This is a genomic window from Ancylobacter tetraedralis (assembly GCF_014195655.1).
In the GTDB taxonomy this organism is placed as follows: Bacteria; Pseudomonadota; Alphaproteobacteria; order Rhizobiales; family Xanthobacteraceae; genus Ancylobacter; species Ancylobacter tetraedralis.
This window is the reverse complement of record NZ_JACICD010000001.1, coordinates 1,085,682-1,103,792: the sequence shown is the minus strand read 5'-3', so window position 1 is coordinate 1,103,792 and position 18,111 is coordinate 1,085,682. Positions and strand designations below refer to the sequence as shown.

At 68.7% G+C, this 18,111-nt stretch carries 16 protein-coding genes; 3 read left to right on the top strand and 13 right to left on the bottom strand.

The genetic code is table 11. The features are described from left to right. Window positions 1–127 precede the first annotated feature (127 nt). The 11 genes from serS to FHS55_RS04965 form a co-directional block, all read right to left on the bottom strand. The gene (gene serS / locus FHS55_RS05015; RefSeq protein ID WP_183188510.1) at window positions 128–1,630 is read right to left on the bottom strand and encodes a serine--tRNA ligase; all 1,503 of its coding nucleotides are present in this window, start codon (window positions 1,628–1,630) and stop codon (window positions 128–130) included. Between the two features lie 142 nt (window positions 1,631–1,772). Beyond that, window positions 1,773–2,567 carry a twin-arginine translocase subunit TatC gene (tatC, locus tag FHS55_RS05010; protein ID WP_183188509.1) on the bottom strand — a complete coding sequence of 265 codons (795 nt, stop codon included), beginning with the start codon at window positions 2,565–2,567 and terminating at the stop codon, window positions 1,773–1,775. Further along, a complete protein-coding gene (tatB, locus tag FHS55_RS23240; RefSeq protein ID WP_210286833.1) occupies window positions 2,564–3,592 on the bottom strand; it encodes a Sec-independent protein translocase protein TatB in 1,029 nt (342 codons plus the stop codon). The genes tatC and tatB overlap by 4 nt, the downstream gene beginning before the upstream one ends. A 60-nt stretch (window positions 3,593–3,652) precedes the next feature. Then, complete coding sequence (locus FHS55_RS05000) at window positions 3,653–3,877, bottom strand: twin-arginine translocase TatA/TatE family subunit (protein WP_183188508.1); 225 nt, start codon at window positions 3,875–3,877, stop codon at window positions 3,653–3,655. 66 nt (window positions 3,878–3,943) lie between these two features. After that, complete coding sequence (locus FHS55_RS04995) at window positions 3,944–5,023, bottom strand: ABC transporter ATP-binding protein (protein WP_183188507.1); 1,080 nt, start codon at window positions 5,021–5,023, stop codon at window positions 3,944–3,946. A 65-nt stretch (window positions 5,024–5,088) separates the two neighbouring features. Continuing rightward, window positions 5,089–5,769 (bottom strand): SMC-Scp complex subunit ScpB, encoded by a 681-nt coding sequence (gene scpB / locus FHS55_RS04990; protein ID WP_246339816.1) that lies wholly within the window; start codon window positions 5,767–5,769, stop codon window positions 5,089–5,091. A gap of 47 nt (window positions 5,770–5,816) precedes the next feature. After that, complete coding sequence (locus FHS55_RS04985; protein ID WP_183188506.1) at window positions 5,817–6,668, bottom strand: segregation and condensation protein A; 852 nt, start codon at window positions 6,666–6,668, stop codon at window positions 5,817–5,819. Between the two features lie 19 nt (window positions 6,669–6,687). After that, window positions 6,688–7,716 carry a beta-N-acetylhexosaminidase gene (gene nagZ / locus FHS55_RS04980; RefSeq protein WP_210286832.1) on the bottom strand — a complete coding sequence of 343 codons (1,029 nt, stop codon included), beginning with the start codon at window positions 7,714–7,716 and terminating at the stop codon, window positions 6,688–6,690. A gap of 19 nt (window positions 7,717–7,735) precedes the next feature. Further along, a complete protein-coding gene (locus FHS55_RS04975) occupies window positions 7,736–9,847 on the bottom strand; it encodes an SPOR domain-containing protein (protein WP_183188505.1) in 2,112 nt (703 codons plus the stop codon). 89 nt (window positions 9,848–9,936) lie between these two features. After that, window positions 9,937–11,703, bottom strand: coding sequence for an arginine--tRNA ligase (gene argS / locus FHS55_RS04970; protein ID WP_183188504.1), 1,767 nt, complete (start codon window positions 11,701–11,703; stop codon window positions 9,937–9,939). Window positions 11,704–11,824: 121 nt separating this feature from the next. Then, window positions 11,825–13,027 carry a deoxyguanosinetriphosphate triphosphohydrolase gene (locus tag FHS55_RS04965; RefSeq protein ID WP_183188503.1) on the bottom strand — a complete coding sequence of 401 codons (1,203 nt, stop codon included), beginning with the start codon at window positions 13,025–13,027 and terminating at the stop codon, window positions 11,825–11,827. A gap of 93 nt (window positions 13,028–13,120) precedes the next feature. Between FHS55_RS04965 and FHS55_RS04960 the strand changes: the two genes are divergently transcribed. Genes FHS55_RS04960 through xth form a run of 3 tightly spaced genes read left to right on the top strand, consistent with a single transcriptional unit; the run spans window position 13,121 to window position 15,072 of the window. Then, window positions 13,121–13,498, top strand: a complete 378-nt coding sequence (locus FHS55_RS04960; RefSeq protein ID WP_183188502.1) for a HesB/IscA family protein — start codon at window positions 13,121–13,123, stop codon at window positions 13,496–13,498. After that, a complete protein-coding gene (locus FHS55_RS04955; RefSeq protein WP_183188501.1) occupies window positions 13,498–14,247 on the top strand; it encodes a 5'-methylthioadenosine/adenosylhomocysteine nucleosidase in 750 nt (249 codons plus the stop codon). The genes FHS55_RS04960 and FHS55_RS04955 overlap by 1 nt, the downstream gene beginning before the upstream one ends. A gap of 36 nt (window positions 14,248–14,283) precedes the next feature. After that, window positions 14,284–15,072 carry an exodeoxyribonuclease III gene (gene xth / locus FHS55_RS04950; RefSeq protein WP_183188500.1) on the top strand — a complete coding sequence of 263 codons (789 nt, stop codon included), beginning with the start codon at window positions 14,284–14,286 and terminating at the stop codon, window positions 15,070–15,072. Between the two features lie 196 nt (window positions 15,073–15,268). On the opposite strand, the gene FHS55_RS04945 is transcribed toward xth, so the two are convergent. Together FHS55_RS04945 and ilvD are read right to left on the bottom strand one after the other, a co-directional pair. After that, entirely contained in the window at window positions 15,269–16,129 is an 861-nt protein-coding gene (locus FHS55_RS04945; protein WP_425485784.1) for a tetratricopeptide repeat protein, read from the bottom strand. After that, the gene (gene ilvD, locus FHS55_RS04940) at window positions 16,122–17,849 is read right to left on the bottom strand and encodes a dihydroxy-acid dehydratase (protein ID WP_183188498.1); all 1,728 of its coding nucleotides are present in this window, start codon (window positions 17,847–17,849) and stop codon (window positions 16,122–16,124) included. Before ilvD ends, FHS55_RS04945 begins: the two co-directional genes overlap by 8 nt. Window positions 17,850–18,111 lie beyond the last annotated feature (262 nt).

Genomic DNA, 18,111 nt, shown 5'->3' with positions numbered 1-18,111 from the left:
ATTTCCGCTCTTCAAACGTCATCCCGGCCGGCGGCCAAACCAATGGTCAAGCCGCTGGGCGGGATCGCTCGCCACTCGTCATACGCCCCCCGATCGCGCGGCGCGCGCCCGGAATGACCGCGAGACGTCAGGCCCGCTCGATGCGGGTGACGCCGCCCATATAGGGCACCAGCACATCCGGCACGGTGACGGAACCGTCCTCGTTCTGGTAATTTTCGAGGATCGCCACCATGGCGCGGCCGACCGCGACGCCCGAGCCGTTGAGCGTGTGCAGGAAGCGCGTGGATTTGGCGCCCGCAGGCCGGTAGCGCGCATTCATGCGCCGGGCCTGGAAATCGGTGCAGGTAGAGACCGAGGAAATCTCGCGATAGGCATTCTGCCCCGGCAGCCACACCTCGATATCGAAGGTGCGGGCAGACGCGAAGCCCATGTCGCCGGTGCACAGCGTCACCACGCGGTGATGCAGACCGAGCTTCTTCAGCACGGCCTGCGCACAGGCCAGCATGCGCTCCTGCTCCTCCAGCGACGTCTCCGGCGTGGTGATGGAGACCATCTCCACCTTGTTGAACTGGTGCTGGCGGATCATGCCGCGCGTATCGCGCCCCGCCGAACCGGCCTCGGCGCGGAAGCACGGCGTGAGCGCGGTGAAGCGCATGGGGAGCTCTTCCTCCGCGACGATGGACTGCGCGACGAGATTGGTCAGCGGGACTTCGGCGGTGGGGATGAGCCAGAGGTTGCTAAGTCTTGCTGCACGCTCACCGAACAGAGCAACACCTTCCTCATTCAAACCATAACGATGCCCGTCAGAAACGAGGTATCTGCTGATCCCCCCAAACCGCTCAATAAGATCGGAGTCATGGAAGATGATCTCTTTGAATAGCTCTCGTTCTTCCTCAGCAGAAAGAACCCGCTTGGCCGCAAACTGATCCTCGCGGAACTTCGGCAACTGCGCCGTGCCGAACATCGCCTCGTCCTTGACGAGAACCGGCGGCGCGACCTCGGTGTAGCCGTGCTCTTCCGTATGGGTGTTGATGAAGAACTGGCCGATGGCGCGTTCCAGCCGGGCGAGCTTGTTCTTCAGCACCACGAAGCGCGCGCCGGAAAGCTTGGCGGCGGCCTCGAAATCCATCTGGCCGAGCGCTTCGCCGATCTCGAAATGCTGCTTCGGCGCAAAGGCGAAGTTGCGCAGCGCCGGCATGGGCAGCGCGCTGTCGGGCGCTTCCGCATGCGCGGGGGCGTCGAACGGCACGTTGTCGTGCTCGTCCCGGCCCTCCGGCACGATGTCCAGCGGCACGTTGGGGATGGCGGCGAGCGTGTCGTTCAGTTCGGTCTCGACCGTCTTCACCTGCGCTTCCAGCGCGGGAATGTCGGTCTTGAGCGCGGCCACTTCGGCCATCAGCGCCTCGGCGCGATCATTCTCACCCGCCTTCTTGGCGGCGCCGATTTCCTTGGACGCGCCATTGCGGCGGGCTTGCAGCTCCTCAAGCTTCGCGATGCCGGAGCGGCGGCGCTCGTCCAGCGACAACAGGCTGTCCACCAGCGCCTGCGCTTCGGCGGCGGCGGTGCCGCGCCTCGTGAGCGCGCGGATGAGGCCCTCGGGCTCCTCGCGGATCCATTTGATGTCGTGCATGGACGTCTCGCTTTCGCGTCTGATCGGTCTGCGGCCGTGACGGGAACTATCCCGGGATGGGGACTACCCAATGACGGCGCCCGCGACAAGTGCGGCGCGCCCTGCCGGGCGCCCGCGCCGATGCGATGAATGGGTGTGCGCGTCAGGTGGCGGCGTTTTCCGCCGCCGCTTCGGCCGCCGCGCGCTTCTTCTCGATCATGCGCACCAGCACGACCGAAATCTCGTAGAGCAGCAGCGTCGGGATCGCGAGGCCGAGCTGGCTCACCACATCCGGCGGCGTGAGCACCGCGGCGGCCACGAACACGCCGACAATGGCGTAGCGGCGGAATTTCTTCAGCTGGTCGGAGGTGACGATGCCGATCTGCGCCAGCAGCGTGAGGATCACCGGCAGCTGGAAGCAGATGCCGAAGGCGAAGATCAGCGTCATGATCAGCGAGAGATATTCGCTGACCTGCGGCAGCATGGAGATTTCCGGCGAGTTCGGCCCCGCCGCCTGCTGCATGGAGAGGAAGTAGGTCATCGCCAGCGGCATGGCGACGAAATAGACGAAGGCCGCGCCGATGCCGAAGCATACCGGCGTCGCGATCAGATAGGGGCGGAAGGCGTTCTTCTCGTGGCTGTAAAGGCCCGGCGCGACGAACATGTAGATCTGCGTCGCCACCACGGGGAAGGAGATGAACGCCGCTCCAAACATGCCCAGCTTGATCTGGGTGAACAGGAATTCCTGCGGCGCGGTGTAGATCAGCTTCACGTGCTCGGTACCGCCGGCCGCGAACTCATACGGCCAGAGCAGGATGTTGTAGATGAACTTGCCCAGCATGAAGCAGGCGATGAACGCGACGAAAAACGCGATCAGCGACTTGATCAGCCGCGCGCGCAGCTCGATCAGGTGCTCGATCAGCGGCGCCTTGCTGGCGTCGATCTCATCCTGGCTCATGCCTGCGGCTCTTCATTTCCGGTCGTATCGCGGCCGGCGGGCGCTGCATCGCCCGGCTGGGTCACCGGCGGCTTGGATGCGCGGGGCTGGGCTATGCGGGGCTGGGCTACGCGCGGCTTGGATGGCTTGACGGCAGCCCCCTGCGTGGCCGGCGATGCGGGAGCACTCTCCGTAGCGGGCAATGCCGGCTTGGCACGCGCGCGGGTCAGCGCCGGTTTGGCCGAGGGATGCACGGCCGGATCGGCGGCCGTCGTCGCCGTCTTGCTCGCGACCCGGTTCGCTCGCGCGGCAGGCTTCGCCGCCTCGGTGGCCTCAACCGATGACGCATCGCCGAGGGCGAAAGCGGTCTGCACCCCTTCCACCTCCACCGGCGCCACAACCTTGCGACGCGGCACGCGCTTGGGCTTCTCGTCCGCCGGCGCATCGGCGATGGCGGACGACGGTTTCACGCTCGCAGGCTTGATCTCGGCCGGCTTGACGTCAGCCGGCTTCACCTCGGCCGGCTTCACCTCGGCAATCACCGGCGGGCTGACCGCGAGCGCGGGCACGGGCGGCGCGATGACAGGCGCCGGCGTGGTTGCCTCGGGCAGGTGAGCGGCAGCGGCGCGCACCTCGTCCTCGATCGATTCGAAGGCGTTGGGCTCCAGCTCGCTCGCCTCGGGGGGCAGCCCCTCCACCGCATCGGGAGGCAGATCCTTGCGCTCGACCGGCGACGTCGGCGCTTTCAGCGAATCCTCGATATCGTGCAGAGGATTGGTCGGAATGGCGCTGGCGATGCTCTTGTGCGCATCGGCGGCGAGATTGCCGAGATCGTTCTTCAGACCGGTGATGTTGTCCTTGAACTCGGACAGCTCCGCCTCGCGCAGCGCCTCGTTGAACTGACCCTGGAAATCGCCCGCCATGCGGCGCAGCTTGCTGACGCCCTGCCCAACCTTGCGCAGGACGGCCGGCAATTCCTTGGGTCCGATCACGACGAGCGCGACGACGCCGATCACCAGAAGCTCGGACCAGCCGATATCAAACATGAGCTACGCACGGGCCGCACAGCGCGGCCCTCCCCGATCGCTAAGGCACGCCCGCTAGAATCAGCCGACCTTGGTGCGCTCGGCGTCGCCGGTCGCCTGATGGTCGAGCGTGCGAACCGGCTCGGCCGGCTTGGCGGGCGGCGTTTCGTCATCCGCCATGCCCTTCTTGAACGCCTTGATGCCCTTGGCGGCGTCCCCCATCAGCTCCGACAGCTTGCCGCGACCGAAGAGGAGGAGCACGACAACCAGCACGATGATCCAATGCCAGATGCTCAACGAACCCATTTTACAACTCCCTGTCCAAAGCGCAGTCGGCCCCTCGCGGCCGCGCTTCGCAATCAGGAGCGGACACTAAGGGCCGGTTGCGGCGAAGACAAGGACTTCCGCCGGATCTATGTGCACGCCTACGTCATGCCCGCGAAACAGGCCCGCCAGGGTGCGACGCCGGGCCACAAGCGGGCGGTCCACCCCCTCCACCGCAACCTCGTAGAGATCGAGTTCCCCGAGAAACCGGTGCACCACCACGCGGCCGGGCGTACCCGAGCCGGGTGCCTTGAGATCCACGCCCTGCGGACGGATCGCCGCCACCGCCCGCGTGCCCTCGGCCAGGCCCGGCGCGGCAAAACTGCCGAGCGGCGTGTGAATCCGCCCGCGCTCGACCTCTCCCTCCACCTCGTTGATTTCGCTGAAGAAACGCGCCACCTGCAGATCCACCGGCCGCCGGTACAATTCCTCCGGCGTGCCGACCTGAATGAAGCGTCCCTGCCGCATCAGCGCGATGCGGTCGCCCAGCCGCATGGCCTCCTCGGGATCGTGGGTAACGATGATGCAGGTGGCGCGCGCCTCGCGCAGCACGTTCAGCGTCTCGGTGCGCACGCTGCTGCGGAGACGGCTGTCGAGGCCCGAGAACGGTTCGTCCATAAGGAGAATGCCGGGGCGCGGCACGAGCGCGCGGGCCAGTGCCACGCGCTGCTGCTCGCCGCCGGACAGGGCATGGGGAAAGCTCGCCGCGTGGTTTTCCAGCCGCACGCGCTGGAGCGCCCGCAGCGCCTCCCCCTGCGCCTCCTCGGGCTTCAGCGCCCGCAGGCCGAAGGCGACGTTCTGCAGGTTGGTGAGGTGCGGGAACAGCGCGTAATCCTGAAAGACCAGGCCGATATTGCGCTTCTCCGGCGGCACATAGGCGCCCGGCCCGGCCAGCACGGTGCGGTCGAGCAGGATCTGCCCGCCGGTCGGGCGCTCGATGCCCGCGATCAGCCGCAGCAGGGTGGTCTTGCCGCAGCCGGACTGGCCGAGCAGGCAGACGATCTCGCCGGGATGCACGACGAGCGAGATTCCACGAACCGATGGCCGCTCGCCATAGGCATGGGTGACATCGTCCAGCGTCAGCCGGTTGGCGAGCGAGACCGGGGTGCGTGCCAGCGCCTGCTGCATGGGGAAATCCTTGGGCCTTGGGCCTTGCGTCGCGTGCCATGGGTCCGGGGGCAGCCGGTGCCGCCCTATCCGCCCGGCTCGTCCCCGCCTTCCTCACGTTCCGGCTCGGAATCCGGCTCGGGAGCCAGCGACAGGTCGAAGTCGGATTCGAGCGGGTCCTCGTCGTCCTGCAGCGCGGCGTCGTCATTGGGCAGCGGAACGGTTAAGCCGGCGGAGACGCGCGCGTCAATGAGGCCGGTACCGCGCAGCTCGTCGAGGCCCGGCAGGTCGCGGATCGTATCGAGGCCGAAATGGACGAGAAAGGTCTCGGTGGTGCCATAGGTCACCGGTCGCCCCGGGCTGCGTCGGCGTCCGCGCAGCCGCACCCATCCGGCAGCGAGTAGCACGTCGAGCGTGCCCTTGTTGGTGGAGACGCCGCGAATTTCCTCGATCTCCGCCCGCGTCGCCGGCTGGTGATAGGCGATGATGGCCAGCGTCTCCAGCGCCGCGCGCGAGAGGCGGCGCGGCTCGGGCTTATCGCGGGCCAGCAGGAAGCCGAGGTCGGGCGCGGTGCGCAGCATCCATTTGCCAGCCACCCGCACCAGATTGACCCCGCGCGGCGCGTAATCGGCGGCAAGTTCGGCCAGCAGCGCCCGCACATCCGCCCCCTCGGGCAGGCGCGCCATCAGCGTCGCCTCGTCCAGCGGCTCACCGGCGGCAAACAGCATCGCCTCGACAAGGCGCAGCGCCGTGGGGCGATGCGGCATCGGGGCTGGTTCGCGCGGGGGCTGCGGCTCGCGTGCCGCCTCGCCGCTCACGCCTCCTCCCCGCCGATTTCCCCGCTCCCGCCATCGCCGGCGGTCCCTGGCTCGCCCGGCCCCGCCAGCCGGGTGCGGATCCAGATCGGCGCGAAGGCGCTTTCCTGCTGCACGTCGATGAGCCCCTCCCGCACCATTTCCAGCGTCGCGGAGAAGCCGGAGGCCAGCGCGGTGGCGCGCATCTTGGGGTCGGCGATCCAGTTGATCAGGAAGCCGTCCAGCCGCGCCCATTCCCCGCCGAGCGCGAGCCGGCCGAGGAGACGCTCCAGACGCGCCCGGGCGTCCGCCAGAGCGATGACGTTGCGCGGGGCGAAGCGCACCTGCGAGAGCGTGGCGCGCTGGCGCTGGGCACCATAGGCGGCGAGCAGGTCATAGAGCGTCGCCTCGAATACCGGCACGCCGGAGCGCGTCAACGGCTCGGGCGCGCCGCGCGCGAACACTTCATGTCCGATGCGGTCACGCGTCGCCATATGCGCCGCCGCCGCGCGGATCCGCTCCAGCCGACGCAGTCGCTCGGTGAGATCGGCGGCAAGATCGGCGGCGCTCGGGCCCTCTTCCCGTGGCGGCTCGGGCAGCAACAGGCGCGACTTGAGATAGGCCAGCCACGCGGCCATCACCAGATAATCGGCGGCGAGTTCCAGCCGGATGCTCCGGGCCGCCTCGACATAGGTCAGGTACTGCTCGGCCAGATCCAGAATGGAGATGCGCGACAGGTCCACCTTCTGGGTGCGCGCCAGCGCCAGCAGCAGATCGAGCGGACCCTCGAAACCGTCGACATCGATGACGAAGGCGGAATCCTCCCCCGGACGGAGCGGCTCCTGCTCGAACGCGAACTGGCTTTGGTCCATCTGAAAATGCGGCCACCGTTCAGGATGGCGCGATCATATCCGAAAAACGCGCGCGCGCCTGCGCCAGTTCGAGGTTCGCCGACGGGGCGAGGCACGCCAGCGCCGCCGCGCAACGCCGCGCCGCGTCGCCTTCGAGCCGCGGCGAATGGGCGGCCACGTCGCGCATCTCATCCAACCGGCCATTGCAATGGAGCGCGAGATCGCAGCCCGCCGCGAAGGCGGCTTGCGCGCGGCTCGCCAGCGAGCCGGCCAGCGCGCCCATGGAGAGATCGTCACTCATCAAGGCGCCGTCGAAGCCGATATGGCCGCGAATGACCTCGTCGATCACGCGCTTCGAGGTGGTGGCGGGATGTTCGGAATCGATCGCGGCGTAGACGACATGCGCGGTCATGGCGAGCGGCAGGTCGGCCAGCAGGCGAAATGGCTCGAAATCGGTCGCCTCCAGCTCGGTACGGGAGGTCTCCACCACCGGCAGGCTCTCATGGCTGTCGGCACGCGCGCGGCCATGGCCGGGAATGTGCTTCAGCACGGGCAGCACGCCGCCGGCGATCAGCCCTTCCGCCGCCGCCCGCGCCAGCGCGGCCACTTGCTCCGGCGTGTCGCCATACGCCCGGTCGCCGATGATACCGTGGCCCTCCGGCAGGCGCAGGTCGGCGCAGGGCACGCAATCGACGTTGATGCCGAGCGCCGCAAGGTCCTGCGCCATCAGCCGCGCCCCGAGCCGGGCCGCCTCGGCGCCGCGCGCCGCGCCCTCTTTCTCGGCAAGATCGGCGAAGACCGACGCGGGCGGATAGACCGGCCAGTGCGGGGGCCCGAGCCGCTGCACGCGCCCACCCTCCTGGTCGATCAGCACCGGCGCGTCCGGCCGGCCGACAAGCGCGCGAAAGGCCCGCACCAGATCCGCGACCTGGGCCGGCGTCTCGATGTTGCGGCGAAACAGGATGAGGCCCCACGGGGCCGTGTCGAGAAGGAAAGCCTCCTCCTCGACGCTGAGCCGGGTGCCGGCACAGCCGGTGATGAAGGCACGGGGCGGCACGGATACGGTCATGAACGAAGGTACCGCTCGATCAGTTGCGCTGGACGAGGCAGGAACCACCCTGCGCCTTGAGCGCCTCGCACAGGCTCACCGCATCGGCGCGGTTGGCGAAGGAGCCCACCTGCGCACGATAGGTGACGCCGCCCGAGGAGAGATCGGCGCGACGCACCGCTCCGGCCTGGCCCGCCAGCAGGCTGCCGAAGCGCGACTGCGCGCTGCGCAAAGCCGCCTGGGCGTCGGCCTCCGACGGCACCGAGGCCACCTGCACGACGAAGGCGCCATTGCCCGTGGAAGCCGCAGCCGCCGGGGCGGCGGCGGTGGTGGCAGCAGTGGCCGGCGGCATCTGCGACGGGCGAACCGGCGGCACCGGCACGTTCGGCACGATGGACGGGCGGGCGGACAGCGGGGTCGGATCAGTGGAGACCGGCGCGCCGGAGCCGGCGGAGAGAGCGATCGGCGTGGAAGCCGTTGGCTGCGACGACGAGACCGGCGGAGCGCCGCCCGGGACCGGCGCGGGCGACGCATCCTCGACGATGGTGCCGTCGGCCCGCACGGTCAGGGTACGCACACGCTTGGGCTCGGTCGCCGGATTGGCGCTGCCGGAAGCCTGGCCGGACGGCGTCGGAATCACGCGCGGCTGGGCCGCCTGCGAGACATCGACCGGCTGCTCCTCGCTGGAAACGACCTGCTCCTTGCCCGTGGTGGCGTTGCCGCCGACCCGGTCATAGATCAGCTTCTCGCCGGTCGCCGAAGGCTCCTGCGCGGCCTTGTCCGGCACGACCTTGGTCGGGCCACCCTCGGCATGGATCATCGGCGGCTCGCCGCCGATTCCGGTCGAGGAGCCGCCCGATCGCGACAGCAGCACATAGCCGGCCGCGACACCGCCCAACAGGATGACGACGGCCGCGCCAGCCAGAAGGAGGCGGCCGCGCCCGCGACGGGGGGCTTCCTCTTCCTCGACATCATAGCCCGCGCCGTCCGCCGGCTCGTCCTCATAAGTCTCTTCCGCGACGGCCGAGCTGCCATAGTCATAGGCTTCCTCGGCGGCGCTGAACCCGCGGGAGGCCGGCGCCTCGGCGCGCGTGGACGGCGCGGCGGCCGTAGCGCCGGGCGCGCCCCGGCTCATCCAGGCCGGCGGCGGCGCGGTCTCGGCCACAGGCTCCGTCCGCGGACGCGCCTCCGGACGGGGCTCCAACCGGGGTTCCGGACGGGGCTCGTCGTCGAATTCGAAAGGCTCGGCCAGCGCGCGCGAGACGGCATCGGCGGCGCTGTCGGAGAAATTGGGCGGCACGAAGCCGGCAACGGGTGCCGTGGGAGCGGGACGCGGCGCCACGGGACGCGGATCCGGCGCGCGCAACTGCGGGGCGCGGGGCTCTGGCGTACGCGGATCCGCAATCCGCGGCTCCTGCGGCGCGCGAGCCTCCTGCGGGGCGCGGAATTCCGGCGCGACGCGCGGCTCCGGCGGGGCACGGAACTCCGGCGGGGCTCGAAACTCCTGCGGAGCACGTGGCTCGTGACGGGGTTCCGTCGGCACCCGCGATTCGCGGGCGAGGCGCGGATCGGCCGTCCGGGCTTCCGGCGCGCGCGGTTCGCTTACGCGCGGCTCGCTGATCCGAGGTTCCGTGATCCGAGGTTCCGTGATCCGAGGTTCACTTGCCCGCGATTCGTGGGCAAGGCGGGTATCCTGGGACAGGCGGGGATCCAGCGGCGGACGCGGCTCATACCCGCGCGGCTCCACCGGACGCTCGGTGGGGCGCTCCGGGCGCACGTAATTGCGATTGAGGTCGCGCGCGGCATCTTCCAGCGACTGGCGCTCGGGACGCGGCGGCGGCGCGGCCGGGCGACGCGGGGACTCGGAATAAGCTTCGGCCGCCAGCGCCGAGAAGGAACTCGGCGGAGGCGCCGCCGGACGGCCGCCCATCGGCGGTGCGACGGGGCGGGTCGGGGCCGGACGCGGGGGCATGGGTGCCGCGCGCGTCGGCGCCGGCGCCGATGTGCCGCTTGCCGGCGCCGTGGGACGCGAGGCGGGCAGCTGGCGCAGCAGGTCGGCGAACTCGTCCTCCTGACCCATCAGGCGCGCCAGTTCGGCAAGCGGATCCTCGGCCGGATTCTCCTGCCGATTGCGCGTTGTGTCGTTGGCCATGTTCACCGAACCCGTTCGCTGCGTCTCACTACACCGCCGCCGGAGACGGCATCACCGCGGCGGCACACCCGCCACGCCGTCGCGACTGCTCACCGCATCTCCTCGGGAGCATCGACCCCAAGGATAGAGAGTCCTGAAGCGATGACCAGCGCAACCGCATGCACCAAAGCGAGTCGAGCATAGGTTGAATTTCGATCATCTTCTATAATGAAGCGTAAATGTGGCAAGTCCTTGCCGCGATTCCACTGCCCATGCAGCGCACTGGCCAGATCGTAGAGATAGAACGCGACCCGGTGCGGCTCGCGCGCCGCTGCGGCCTGATCAACCAGTCGCGGATAGGCGGCGATCAATTTGGCCAGCCCCACCTCTCCTTCGTCGTCGAGCCGCGACAGTTCGGCTTGCGCAAAAGCAGCTGGCTCCAGCGGCAGATCCGGGAAAGCTTCCTTTGCGTTGCGCAGGATCGAACGCGCGCGGGCATGGGCATACTGGACATAGAAGACCGGATTGTCGCGCGACTGCTCCACCACCTTGGCGAGGTCGAAATCGAGCACCGCGTCGTTCTTGCGGTAGAGCATCATGAAGCGAACGGGATCGACGCCCACTTCGTCGACCACGTCGCGCAGCGTGACGAAGGTGCCGGCGCGCTTCGACATCTTCACCGGCTCGCCATTGCGCAGCAGGCGCACCAGCTGGCAGATCTCGACATCGAGCTGGCCCTCGCCGGCCGTCGCCGCCTTCACCGCCGCCTGCATGCGCTTGATATAGCCGCCGTGATCGGCGCCCCACACGTCGATCATCTGGCTGAAGCCGCGATCGAACTTGTCCTTGTGGTAGGCGATATCCGCAGCAAAATACGTATAGGCGCCGTCCGACTTCACCAGCGGCCGGTCGATCTCGTCGCCGAACTGGGTGGCGCGGAACAGCGTCTGCTCGCGGTCTTCCCAGTCCTCCACCGGCGCGCCCTTGGGCGGCGGCAGGCTGCCCTGGTAGACGAGGTCGCGCGCGCGCAGTTCATCCATCAGCCGGTCGATGATCGAGGAATTGCCCCCCTCGCGGGCGTGTAGGGTGCGCTCGGAAAAGAACTTGTCGAAGCGGATATTGAGCGCGGCCAGATCCGTGCGGATCATCGCCATCATGTCGTCGATGGCGATGATGCGAACGAGCGGCAGCCACTCGGCCTCGCTCTTGTCCAGCAGCGTCCGGCCGTATTTGGCGACGAGGTCGCGGCCAACCGGCTTGAGATAGTCGCCGGGATAGAGCCCCTCGGGAATAGTGATCTCTTCGCCCAGCGCCTCGCGGTAGCGCAGATAGGCGGAGCGGGCGAGCACGTCGACCTGCGCGCCCGCATCGTTGATGTAATATTCGCGCGTCACGGCGAAACCGGCAAAGGCGAGCAGGTTGGCCAGCGCGTCGCCGAACACCGCGCCGCGACAATGGCCGACATGCATCGGCCCGGTGGGGTTGGCCGAGACATATTCGACATTGACCCGCGCGCCGGCACCGATCGACCCGCCGCCATAGCCGCGTCCCCGCGTCAGCACCGCGGCGAGGACGCGCGGCCAGAACGAGCCGTCCAGCGCGATGTTGATGAAGCCCGGGCCGGCCACATCCACCCGGCGCACGCCCGGAATGGCCCCGAGCCGGGCCGCCAGACTCTCGGCGAGATCGCGCGGCTTCATTCGCGCGTCCTTGGCCAGCACCATGGCGGCGTTGGTGGCGAGGTCGCCATGGCTCGGGTCGCGCGGCGGCTCGACCACGACGCGCGTGACGTCGAGCCCGGCGGGCAGGATGCCTTCGACCGCCAGCTCGCCGACAACGGCGCGAAGATGATCGGCGAAAATCGCGAAAAGGTTCATTCAGCACACTCCCGGCACGGCGGGCCCTTATGAGGCGACGCGGCGGCTGGCGCTACCCCAGTTCAATCGGCAAGTCAAAAGCGACCAATCTTTGCCGCACGCCCGGTCGGCCCGCGCACCCTCATGCCGAGCCCTGACGCACCGGTGCGTCCGCCCGCGGCACCGGCGCGGAACCCAGCAGCCGACGGTGCTCGGCAAGCGCATAACGATCGGTCTGGCCGGCGATGAAGTCGGCGATGCGGCGCGCGCGGGCGCCCTCGGTGCGCCCGGCGACACTGGCGCGCCATTCCGGTGGCAGCGCGCCGGTGTCGTCCATGTAGCGGTGGAACAGGTCGCGCACCACCTCGCCGGCGGCGTTCATCTCGGCCATCACGCGCGGATGGCGGTACATGCGTGGGAACAGGAAGGCCTTGATCGCCCGCTCCGCCGCCACCAGCCTCGGCGACAGGCCGACCAGCGCCGCCCCGGAATGGCGCACCGCTTCGGCGCTGGTGGGCTGGGTCAGCGCGGCGCGCCGGCTTGTCTCGGCGACGACGTCCTCGATGAGCGCGGTGATGACCCGCCGGCCGATCTCGTGGATGAACCGCGACCGGTCGATCTCCGGCCAGCGGGCGCGAATGTCGGCGATGATGTCGCCGACCAGCGGCAGCGAGGCGAATTCCTCGATGTCGAACAGCCCGGCGCGCAGCCCATCGTCGAGATCGTGCACGTCATAGGCGATGTCGTCGGCGATGGCGGCGACCTGCGCCTCGGCGCCGGGCCAGCTCCACAGCCACAGGTCCTGCCTCTCGGCATGCACCTCGATGGCGTGGGGAAGCGGCCCGGTGAGCGGCCCGTTATGCTTCACGATGCCCTCAAGCGTCTCCCAGCTAAGGTTCAGCCCGTCGAAATCGGGGTAGCGATTCTCCAGCCGCGTGACGACCCGCAGCGACTGGGCATTGTGATCAAAGCCGCCATAGGCCGCCATGCAGGCGTCCAGCACACGCTCGCCGGCATGGGCGAAGGGGGGATGGCCGAGATCATGCGCCAGCGCCAGCGCCTCGGCGAGGTCCTCGTCGAGGCCCAGCGCGCGGGCGATGGAGCGCGCCACCTGCACCACTTCCAGCGTATGGGTGAGCCGGGTCCGGAAATGGTCGCCCTCGTGATAGGAGAAGACCTGCGTCTTGTAGGCGAGCCGGCGGAAGGCGGAGGAATGGATGATGCGGTCCGCGTCGCGGCGAAAGGCGCTGCGGCTGCCCGCATCCGGCTCGGGGAACAGGCGCCCCCGGCTTTCCTCGGCCTTCGACGCCCATGGCGCACGCGGCTGTGCTCCGGCCACCGCCATGCGCGGACCTCCCCTGCAATGATCCCCCTTTGACTCGGGGGCGGCAGCACTTAACTATCCACCCAAGTCATATTCAACCCGAAGGCACGCGACATGAGCGCCAGCCCGTCGATTTCGGCCGGTTCCACCGACATTCCCTCCCTGCCCCCGGGCGTCGGCGTCACCGCCAGCGCCGCCCGACGCATCGCCGAGATCCTCAAGGGCGAGCCGCCCGAGAGCGTGCTGCGGGTGAGCGTGGAAGGGGGCGGCTGCTCCGGCTTCCAGTACAAGTTCGACATCACGACCGAGCGCGAGGCGGACGACATCCTGCTCGGCGATGGCGCGGCGCGCGTGGTGATCGACCCCGTGTCGCTGGAATACATGTCGGGATCGCAGCTCGATTTCGTCGACGACCTGATCGGCGCCTCCTTCCGCATCAACAACCCGCATGCCACCGCGTCCTGCGGTTGCGGCACCAGCTTCGCCCTGTGATGAGCCCGGTCGGCGTTCTCTGCGCGATCCCGCAGGAGCTGGCCTATCTCGCCGACAACCTCATCGCCCCGGAGATTTCCGAGGCGGCGGGCATGCGCTTTCACACCGGCCGCCTCGACGGCGCGCCGGTGGTGCTGGCGCAGGCCGGCATGGGCAAGGTGAATGCCGCCATCGCCTCCACCTTGTTGATCGAGCGCTTCGGCTGCCGGCTGGTGCTGTTCTCCGGCATTGCCGGCGGGCTCGACCCCGACCTCGCGGTGGGCGACGTGGTCATCGCCGATCATGTCGTGCAACACGACGCCGGCTACCACTCGGAAGCCGGCTTCACCGTCTATCAGGCCGGCCACCTGCCCTTCTTCAGCCCGCATGAGGGGCTGGGCCTCATGGCCGACGCGACGCTGCTCGCCCGCGTGCAGGGCGCGCTGGCCGACCTCGCGCTGGCCCCGCTTGCCGCCACCGATTCCCCGCGCCCGCCGCGCCTGCATGTCGGCCGGGTGCTCACCGGCGACCAGTTCATCGGCAGCGAAAGCCTGCGCGAGCGCCTGTTCCGCGAGCTCGGCGGAGCGGCGGTGGAAATGGAAGGCGCCGCCATGGCGCAGGTCTGCGCGGCGTTCGGCGTGCCCTGGCTGGTGATCCGCGCGCTCTCCGACCTTGCCGGTGCGCAATCGCATTTCGACTTCCGGCTGTTCCTCGAGGAAGTGGCGCTGTCCTCCGCGCTCATCGTCCGCCGGCTGCTGCCGGTGCTATAGAGAACGCGCCGATTCACGACTGCAGAAGGCCCGCCGATGCGCATCGCCACCTGGAACATCAATTCCATCCGGCTCCGGGTCGACAACATGATCACCTGGCTCAACGAGACCCGGCCGGATGTCGTGTGCCTGCAGGAGATCAAGTGCCAGGACGAGCAGTTCCCGCGCGAGGCGTTCGAGGGACTGGGCTACAATGTCGCCGTTCATGGCCAGAAGGGCTTCAACGGCGTCGCCGTGCTCTCGCGCCTGCCCTTCGACGAGGTGACGACCGGCCTGCCGGGCGGGGATGGCGACGTGCAGTCGCGCTTCATCGAGGTGGTGGTGTCGACGGCCGAAGGCGTGGTGCGGGTGTGCGGCCTCTATCTGCCGAACGGCAATCCGGTCGACAGCGAGAAATATCCCTACAAGCTCGACTGGATGGCCCGGCTCAAGGCGCATGTGGCCGGCCGGCTCGCCTTCGAGGAGCCGCTCGTGGTGTGCGGCGACTTCAACGTCATCCCCGAGCCCGAGGACGCCGCCCATCCGGAGGCGTGGGTCAATGACGCGCTGTTCCTGCCGCAGACCCGCGCAGCCTTCCGCGAACTCCTCAATCTCGGCCTCACCGACGCACTACGCGCGACGAGTGACGCGCCGGGGCTCTACAGTTTCTGGGATTATCAGGCCGGCGCCTGGCCGAAGAACAACGGCATCCGCATCGATCACCTGCTGCTCTCGCCGCAGGCCAGCGACCGGCTGGCGGCGGTGGGTATCGACAAGCATGTGCGCAGCTGGGAGAAGCCGTCCGACCATGTGCCCGTGTGGGCGGACCTCGCCATCAGGGCGTGAGGGGCGGCGAGCCGGATTAGCGCGCGGCCGGGGCGCCGCAGGAAGAACGACAGCTGCGCTCTCTCCGTCGGCGAGAGTTGGGTGAGAATTTTCCGGGGTCCGCCATCGCACAGCCCCTCCCCGACCCGCTTCGCGGGCCACCTCTCCCCAACGTGGAGAGGGAATTACAGGGCGCCGATCGCCATGGAGCGCCGCCTCAGCGGCCGGTCTTCACATATTGTTCGAGATAGACCAGCGCCATGGCACGCTCGTCCGAATCCGCGGTCGAGAACGCGTCATCATAGAGGTCGACCACCCATTTGTCGTCCGGGCCGGCCGCCGCTTCGCGCGCCAGAGTCAGCCACATCAGGCCGCGCGCGCCCTGGCGGGGCACGCCCTCATCGCCCTTGAACAGCAGCCCGCCAAGCGTCGCCTGCGCCTGGTACTGGCCCTTGTGCGCGGCCAGCCCGAGCCAGCGCGCGGCAAAGCGGGGATCGCGCGAGACGCCGTCGCCGTCGATATAGAGACGGGCGAGGTGATACTGCGCTTCCGGATCGCCGAAATAGGAGGCGGCATAGGCGAACATGTCGCGCGCCCGGCCGGGATCGCGGCGCACCTTGCTGTTGGGAATGCCTTCGAGATAATAGGCGCCGAGCGCCACGAAGGCATCGGCCACGAAGCGCGCCTGCGGTGTCGACGGATTATCGTCGGCGTGCATGTTGGCGACCTGGGTGAAATACTCGAACGCCTTGATGTCGTTGCGCTCGACCCCCTCGCCCTCGGCATACATGCGCCCGAGCTTCCACTGCGCGCCGGCATGGCCCTGGTCGGCCGCGTAGCGCAGCGAATCGATGCCCTTCTCCATGTCGCCGGACCTGAGCGCCTGCGTGCCGAAGCGCACGGCCTCCTCCAGCGGGCGAGCCTTCGCGGGCGCCACGACGCCGGGAACCACGGCCTTGGGAAGCGCGGGAGCCGCGGCGGTATCCGTCGACCCGTCGAACGCCAGCGCGGCGACGGGCGCGAGCGCGACCGCGGCGAGAGCGCCCATCAGGGCGAGGAGAGATGAACGGTCAAACATCCGCATAGCACGATGTCTCTGCCGCGCCGCCGGGATGGGTGACCGCCCCGTCACGGGCGGGTCCCACGGCTTGCGCGAACTTCCAGATGGCCCCCGAGCCGACGGGCGAAGGACGCGGCTTCCACTGCGCCTTGCGGGCCGCGAACTCCTCGTCCGAGAGCGCCACGTCGAGCGTGCCCTCAATGGCATCGATGGTGATGATGTCGCCGTCGCGGATGAGCCCGATCGGCCCGCCGACCGCCGCTTCCGGCCCGACATGGCCGATGCAGAAGCCGCGCGTGGCGCCGGAGAAGCGCCCGTCGGTGATCAGCGCCACCTTGTCACCCGCGCCCTGCCCGTAAAGCGCGGCGGTGGTGGAGAGCATTTCCCGCATGCCCGGCCCGCCCTTGGGGCCCTCATAACGGATGACCAGCACGTCGCCATCTTCATAGGCGCGATTAGCGACCGCCTCGAAGCAGGCCTCCTCGCCGTCGAAGCAGCGCGCGGGGCCGGAAAATGTCAGCGTCTTCAGGCCCGCGACCTTCACGATGGCGCCGTCCGTGGCGAGGTTGCCTTTGAGGCCGACCACGCCGCCGGTGACAGTGATGGGATCATTGGCCGGACGCACCACGTCCTGGTGCGGGTTCCATTTCACCGAAGCGAGGTTCTCGGCGATGGTGCGGCCGGTCACGGTGAGGCAGTCGCCATGCAGGAAGCCGTGCTCCAGCAGCGTCTTCATCAGCAGCGGAATGCCGCCGGCCTCGAACATGTCCTTGGCGACATAACGCCCGCCGGGCTTGAGGTCGGCGATATAGGGCGTGCGCTTGAAGATCGCGGCGACGTCGAACAGGTCGAACTTGATGCCGGCCTCATGCGCCATGGCCGGCAAATGCAGCGCGGCATTGGTCGAGCCGCCGGAAGCGGCGACGACGGTCGCGGCATTCTCCAGCGCCTTCAGCGTGACGATGTCGCGCGGGCGGATGTTGCGGGCGATGAGGTCCATCACCTGCTCGCCGGCGGCCATGCAGAAACGGTCGCGGATCTCGTAAGGCGCCGGCGCGCCGGCCGAATAGGGCAGCGCGAGGCCGATCGCCTCGGATACGGTCGCCATGGTGTTGGCGGTGAACTGCGCGCCGCACGCTCCAGCAGAAGGACAGGCGACCTGCTCAAGCTCGTCGAGGTCCTCGTCCGACATCAGCCCGACCGAGTGCTTGCCGACCGCCTCGAACATGTCCTGCACCGTGACCGGCTGGCCGCGGAACGAGCCCGGCAGGATGGAGCCGCCATAGATGAAGATCGACGGCACGTTGAGGCGCAGCATGGCCATCATCATGCCGGGCAGCGACTTGTCGCAGCCGGCAAGACCGACCAGAGCGTCATAGGCATGGCCGCGAATGGTGAGCTCGACGCTGTCGGCGATCACCTCGCGCGAGGCGAGCGAGGCCTTCATGCCCTCGTGCCCCATGGCGATGCCATCGGTGACGGTGATGGTGCAGAATTCGCGCGGCGTGCCGGCGGCGGCGGAAACGCCCTTCTTGACCGCCTGCGCCTGGCGCATCAGCGAGATATTGCAGGGCGCCGCCTCATTCCAGCACGAGGCCACGCCGACCAGCGGCTGGTGAATCTGCTCGCGCGTCAGACCCATCGCGTACAGATAGGACCGATGCGGCGCGCGCGCCGGGCCTTCCGTTACGTGACGACTGGGCAAATGCCGCTTGTCGATTATGGTCCTGACTTCCATTTCTGGTCGAGCATCCCGGTGCGGAGGTTATTCTCGGGTGACCACACCCGGAAATTACTTTCCTCCGTCTATCCGTCGGATTTCGTGCCGGTTTGTGGCGGCTTCACGGCATGGCGGACGACGCTTCGGAACATGGTTGCGAATGCATGACGGTGTTGCCGACGAGTCACAAATCCGCGATAGGAGATTTCTTAGATGTCCACCGGCCCGCCCGTCATCGAGACGCCGATTGCCGGCGGCCGCGGAAGCCTTTGCGATCCCG

What these genes read in the sequence shown, in the direction of transcription:
- ilvD (WP_183188498.1), bottom strand. Translation starts at nt 17,849, where the DNA reads ATGGAAGTCAGGACCATAATCGACAAGCGGCATTTGCCCAGTCGTCAC.
- FHS55_RS04945 (WP_425485784.1), bottom strand. Translation starts at nt 16,129, where the DNA reads ATGTTTGACCGTTCATCTCTCCTCGCCCTGATGGGCGCTCTCGCCGCG.
- xth (WP_183188500.1), top strand. Translation starts at nt 14,284, where the DNA reads ATGCGCATCGCCACCTGGAACATCAATTCCATCCGGCTCCGGGTCGAC.
- FHS55_RS05000 (WP_183188508.1), bottom strand. Translation starts at nt 3,877, where the DNA reads ATGGGTTCGTTGAGCATCTGGCATTGGATCATCGTGCTGGTTGTCGTG.
- nagZ (WP_210286832.1), bottom strand. Translation starts at nt 7,716, where the DNA reads ATGACCGTATCCGTGCCGCCCCGTGCCTTCATCACCGGCTGTGCCGGC.
- tatC (WP_183188509.1), bottom strand. Translation starts at nt 2,567, where the DNA reads ATGAGCCAGGATGAGATCGACGCCAGCAAGGCGCCGCTGATCGAGCAC.
- FHS55_RS04965 (WP_183188503.1), bottom strand. Translation starts at nt 13,027, where the DNA reads ATGGCGGTGGCCGGAGCACAGCCGCGTGCGCCATGGGCGTCGAAGGCC.
- FHS55_RS04975 (WP_183188505.1), bottom strand. Translation starts at nt 9,847, where the DNA reads ATGGCCAACGACACAACGCGCAATCGGCAGGAGAATCCGGCCGAGGAT.
- FHS55_RS04960 (WP_183188502.1), top strand. Translation starts at nt 13,121, where the DNA reads ATGAGCGCCAGCCCGTCGATTTCGGCCGGTTCCACCGACATTCCCTCC.
- FHS55_RS04985 (WP_183188506.1), bottom strand. Translation starts at nt 6,668, where the DNA reads ATGGACCAAAGCCAGTTCGCGTTCGAGCAGGAGCCGCTCCGTCCGGGG.
- tatB (WP_210286833.1), bottom strand. Translation starts at nt 3,592, where the DNA reads ATGTTTGATATCGGCTGGTCCGAGCTTCTGGTGATCGGCGTCGTCGCG.
- FHS55_RS04995 (WP_183188507.1), bottom strand. Translation starts at nt 5,023, where the DNA reads ATGCAGCAGGCGCTGGCACGCACCCCGGTCTCGCTCGCCAACCGGCTG.
- serS (WP_183188510.1), bottom strand. Translation starts at nt 1,630, where the DNA reads ATGCACGACATCAAATGGATCCGCGAGGAGCCCGAGGGCCTCATCCGC.
- scpB (WP_246339816.1), bottom strand. Translation starts at nt 5,769, where the DNA reads ATGCCGCATCGCCCCACGGCGCTGCGCCTTGTCGAGGCGATGCTGTTT.
- FHS55_RS04955 (WP_183188501.1), top strand. Translation starts at nt 13,498, where the DNA reads ATGAGCCCGGTCGGCGTTCTCTGCGCGATCCCGCAGGAGCTGGCCTAT.
- argS (WP_183188504.1), bottom strand. Translation starts at nt 11,703, where the DNA reads ATGAACCTTTTCGCGATTTTCGCCGATCATCTTCGCGCCGTTGTCGGC.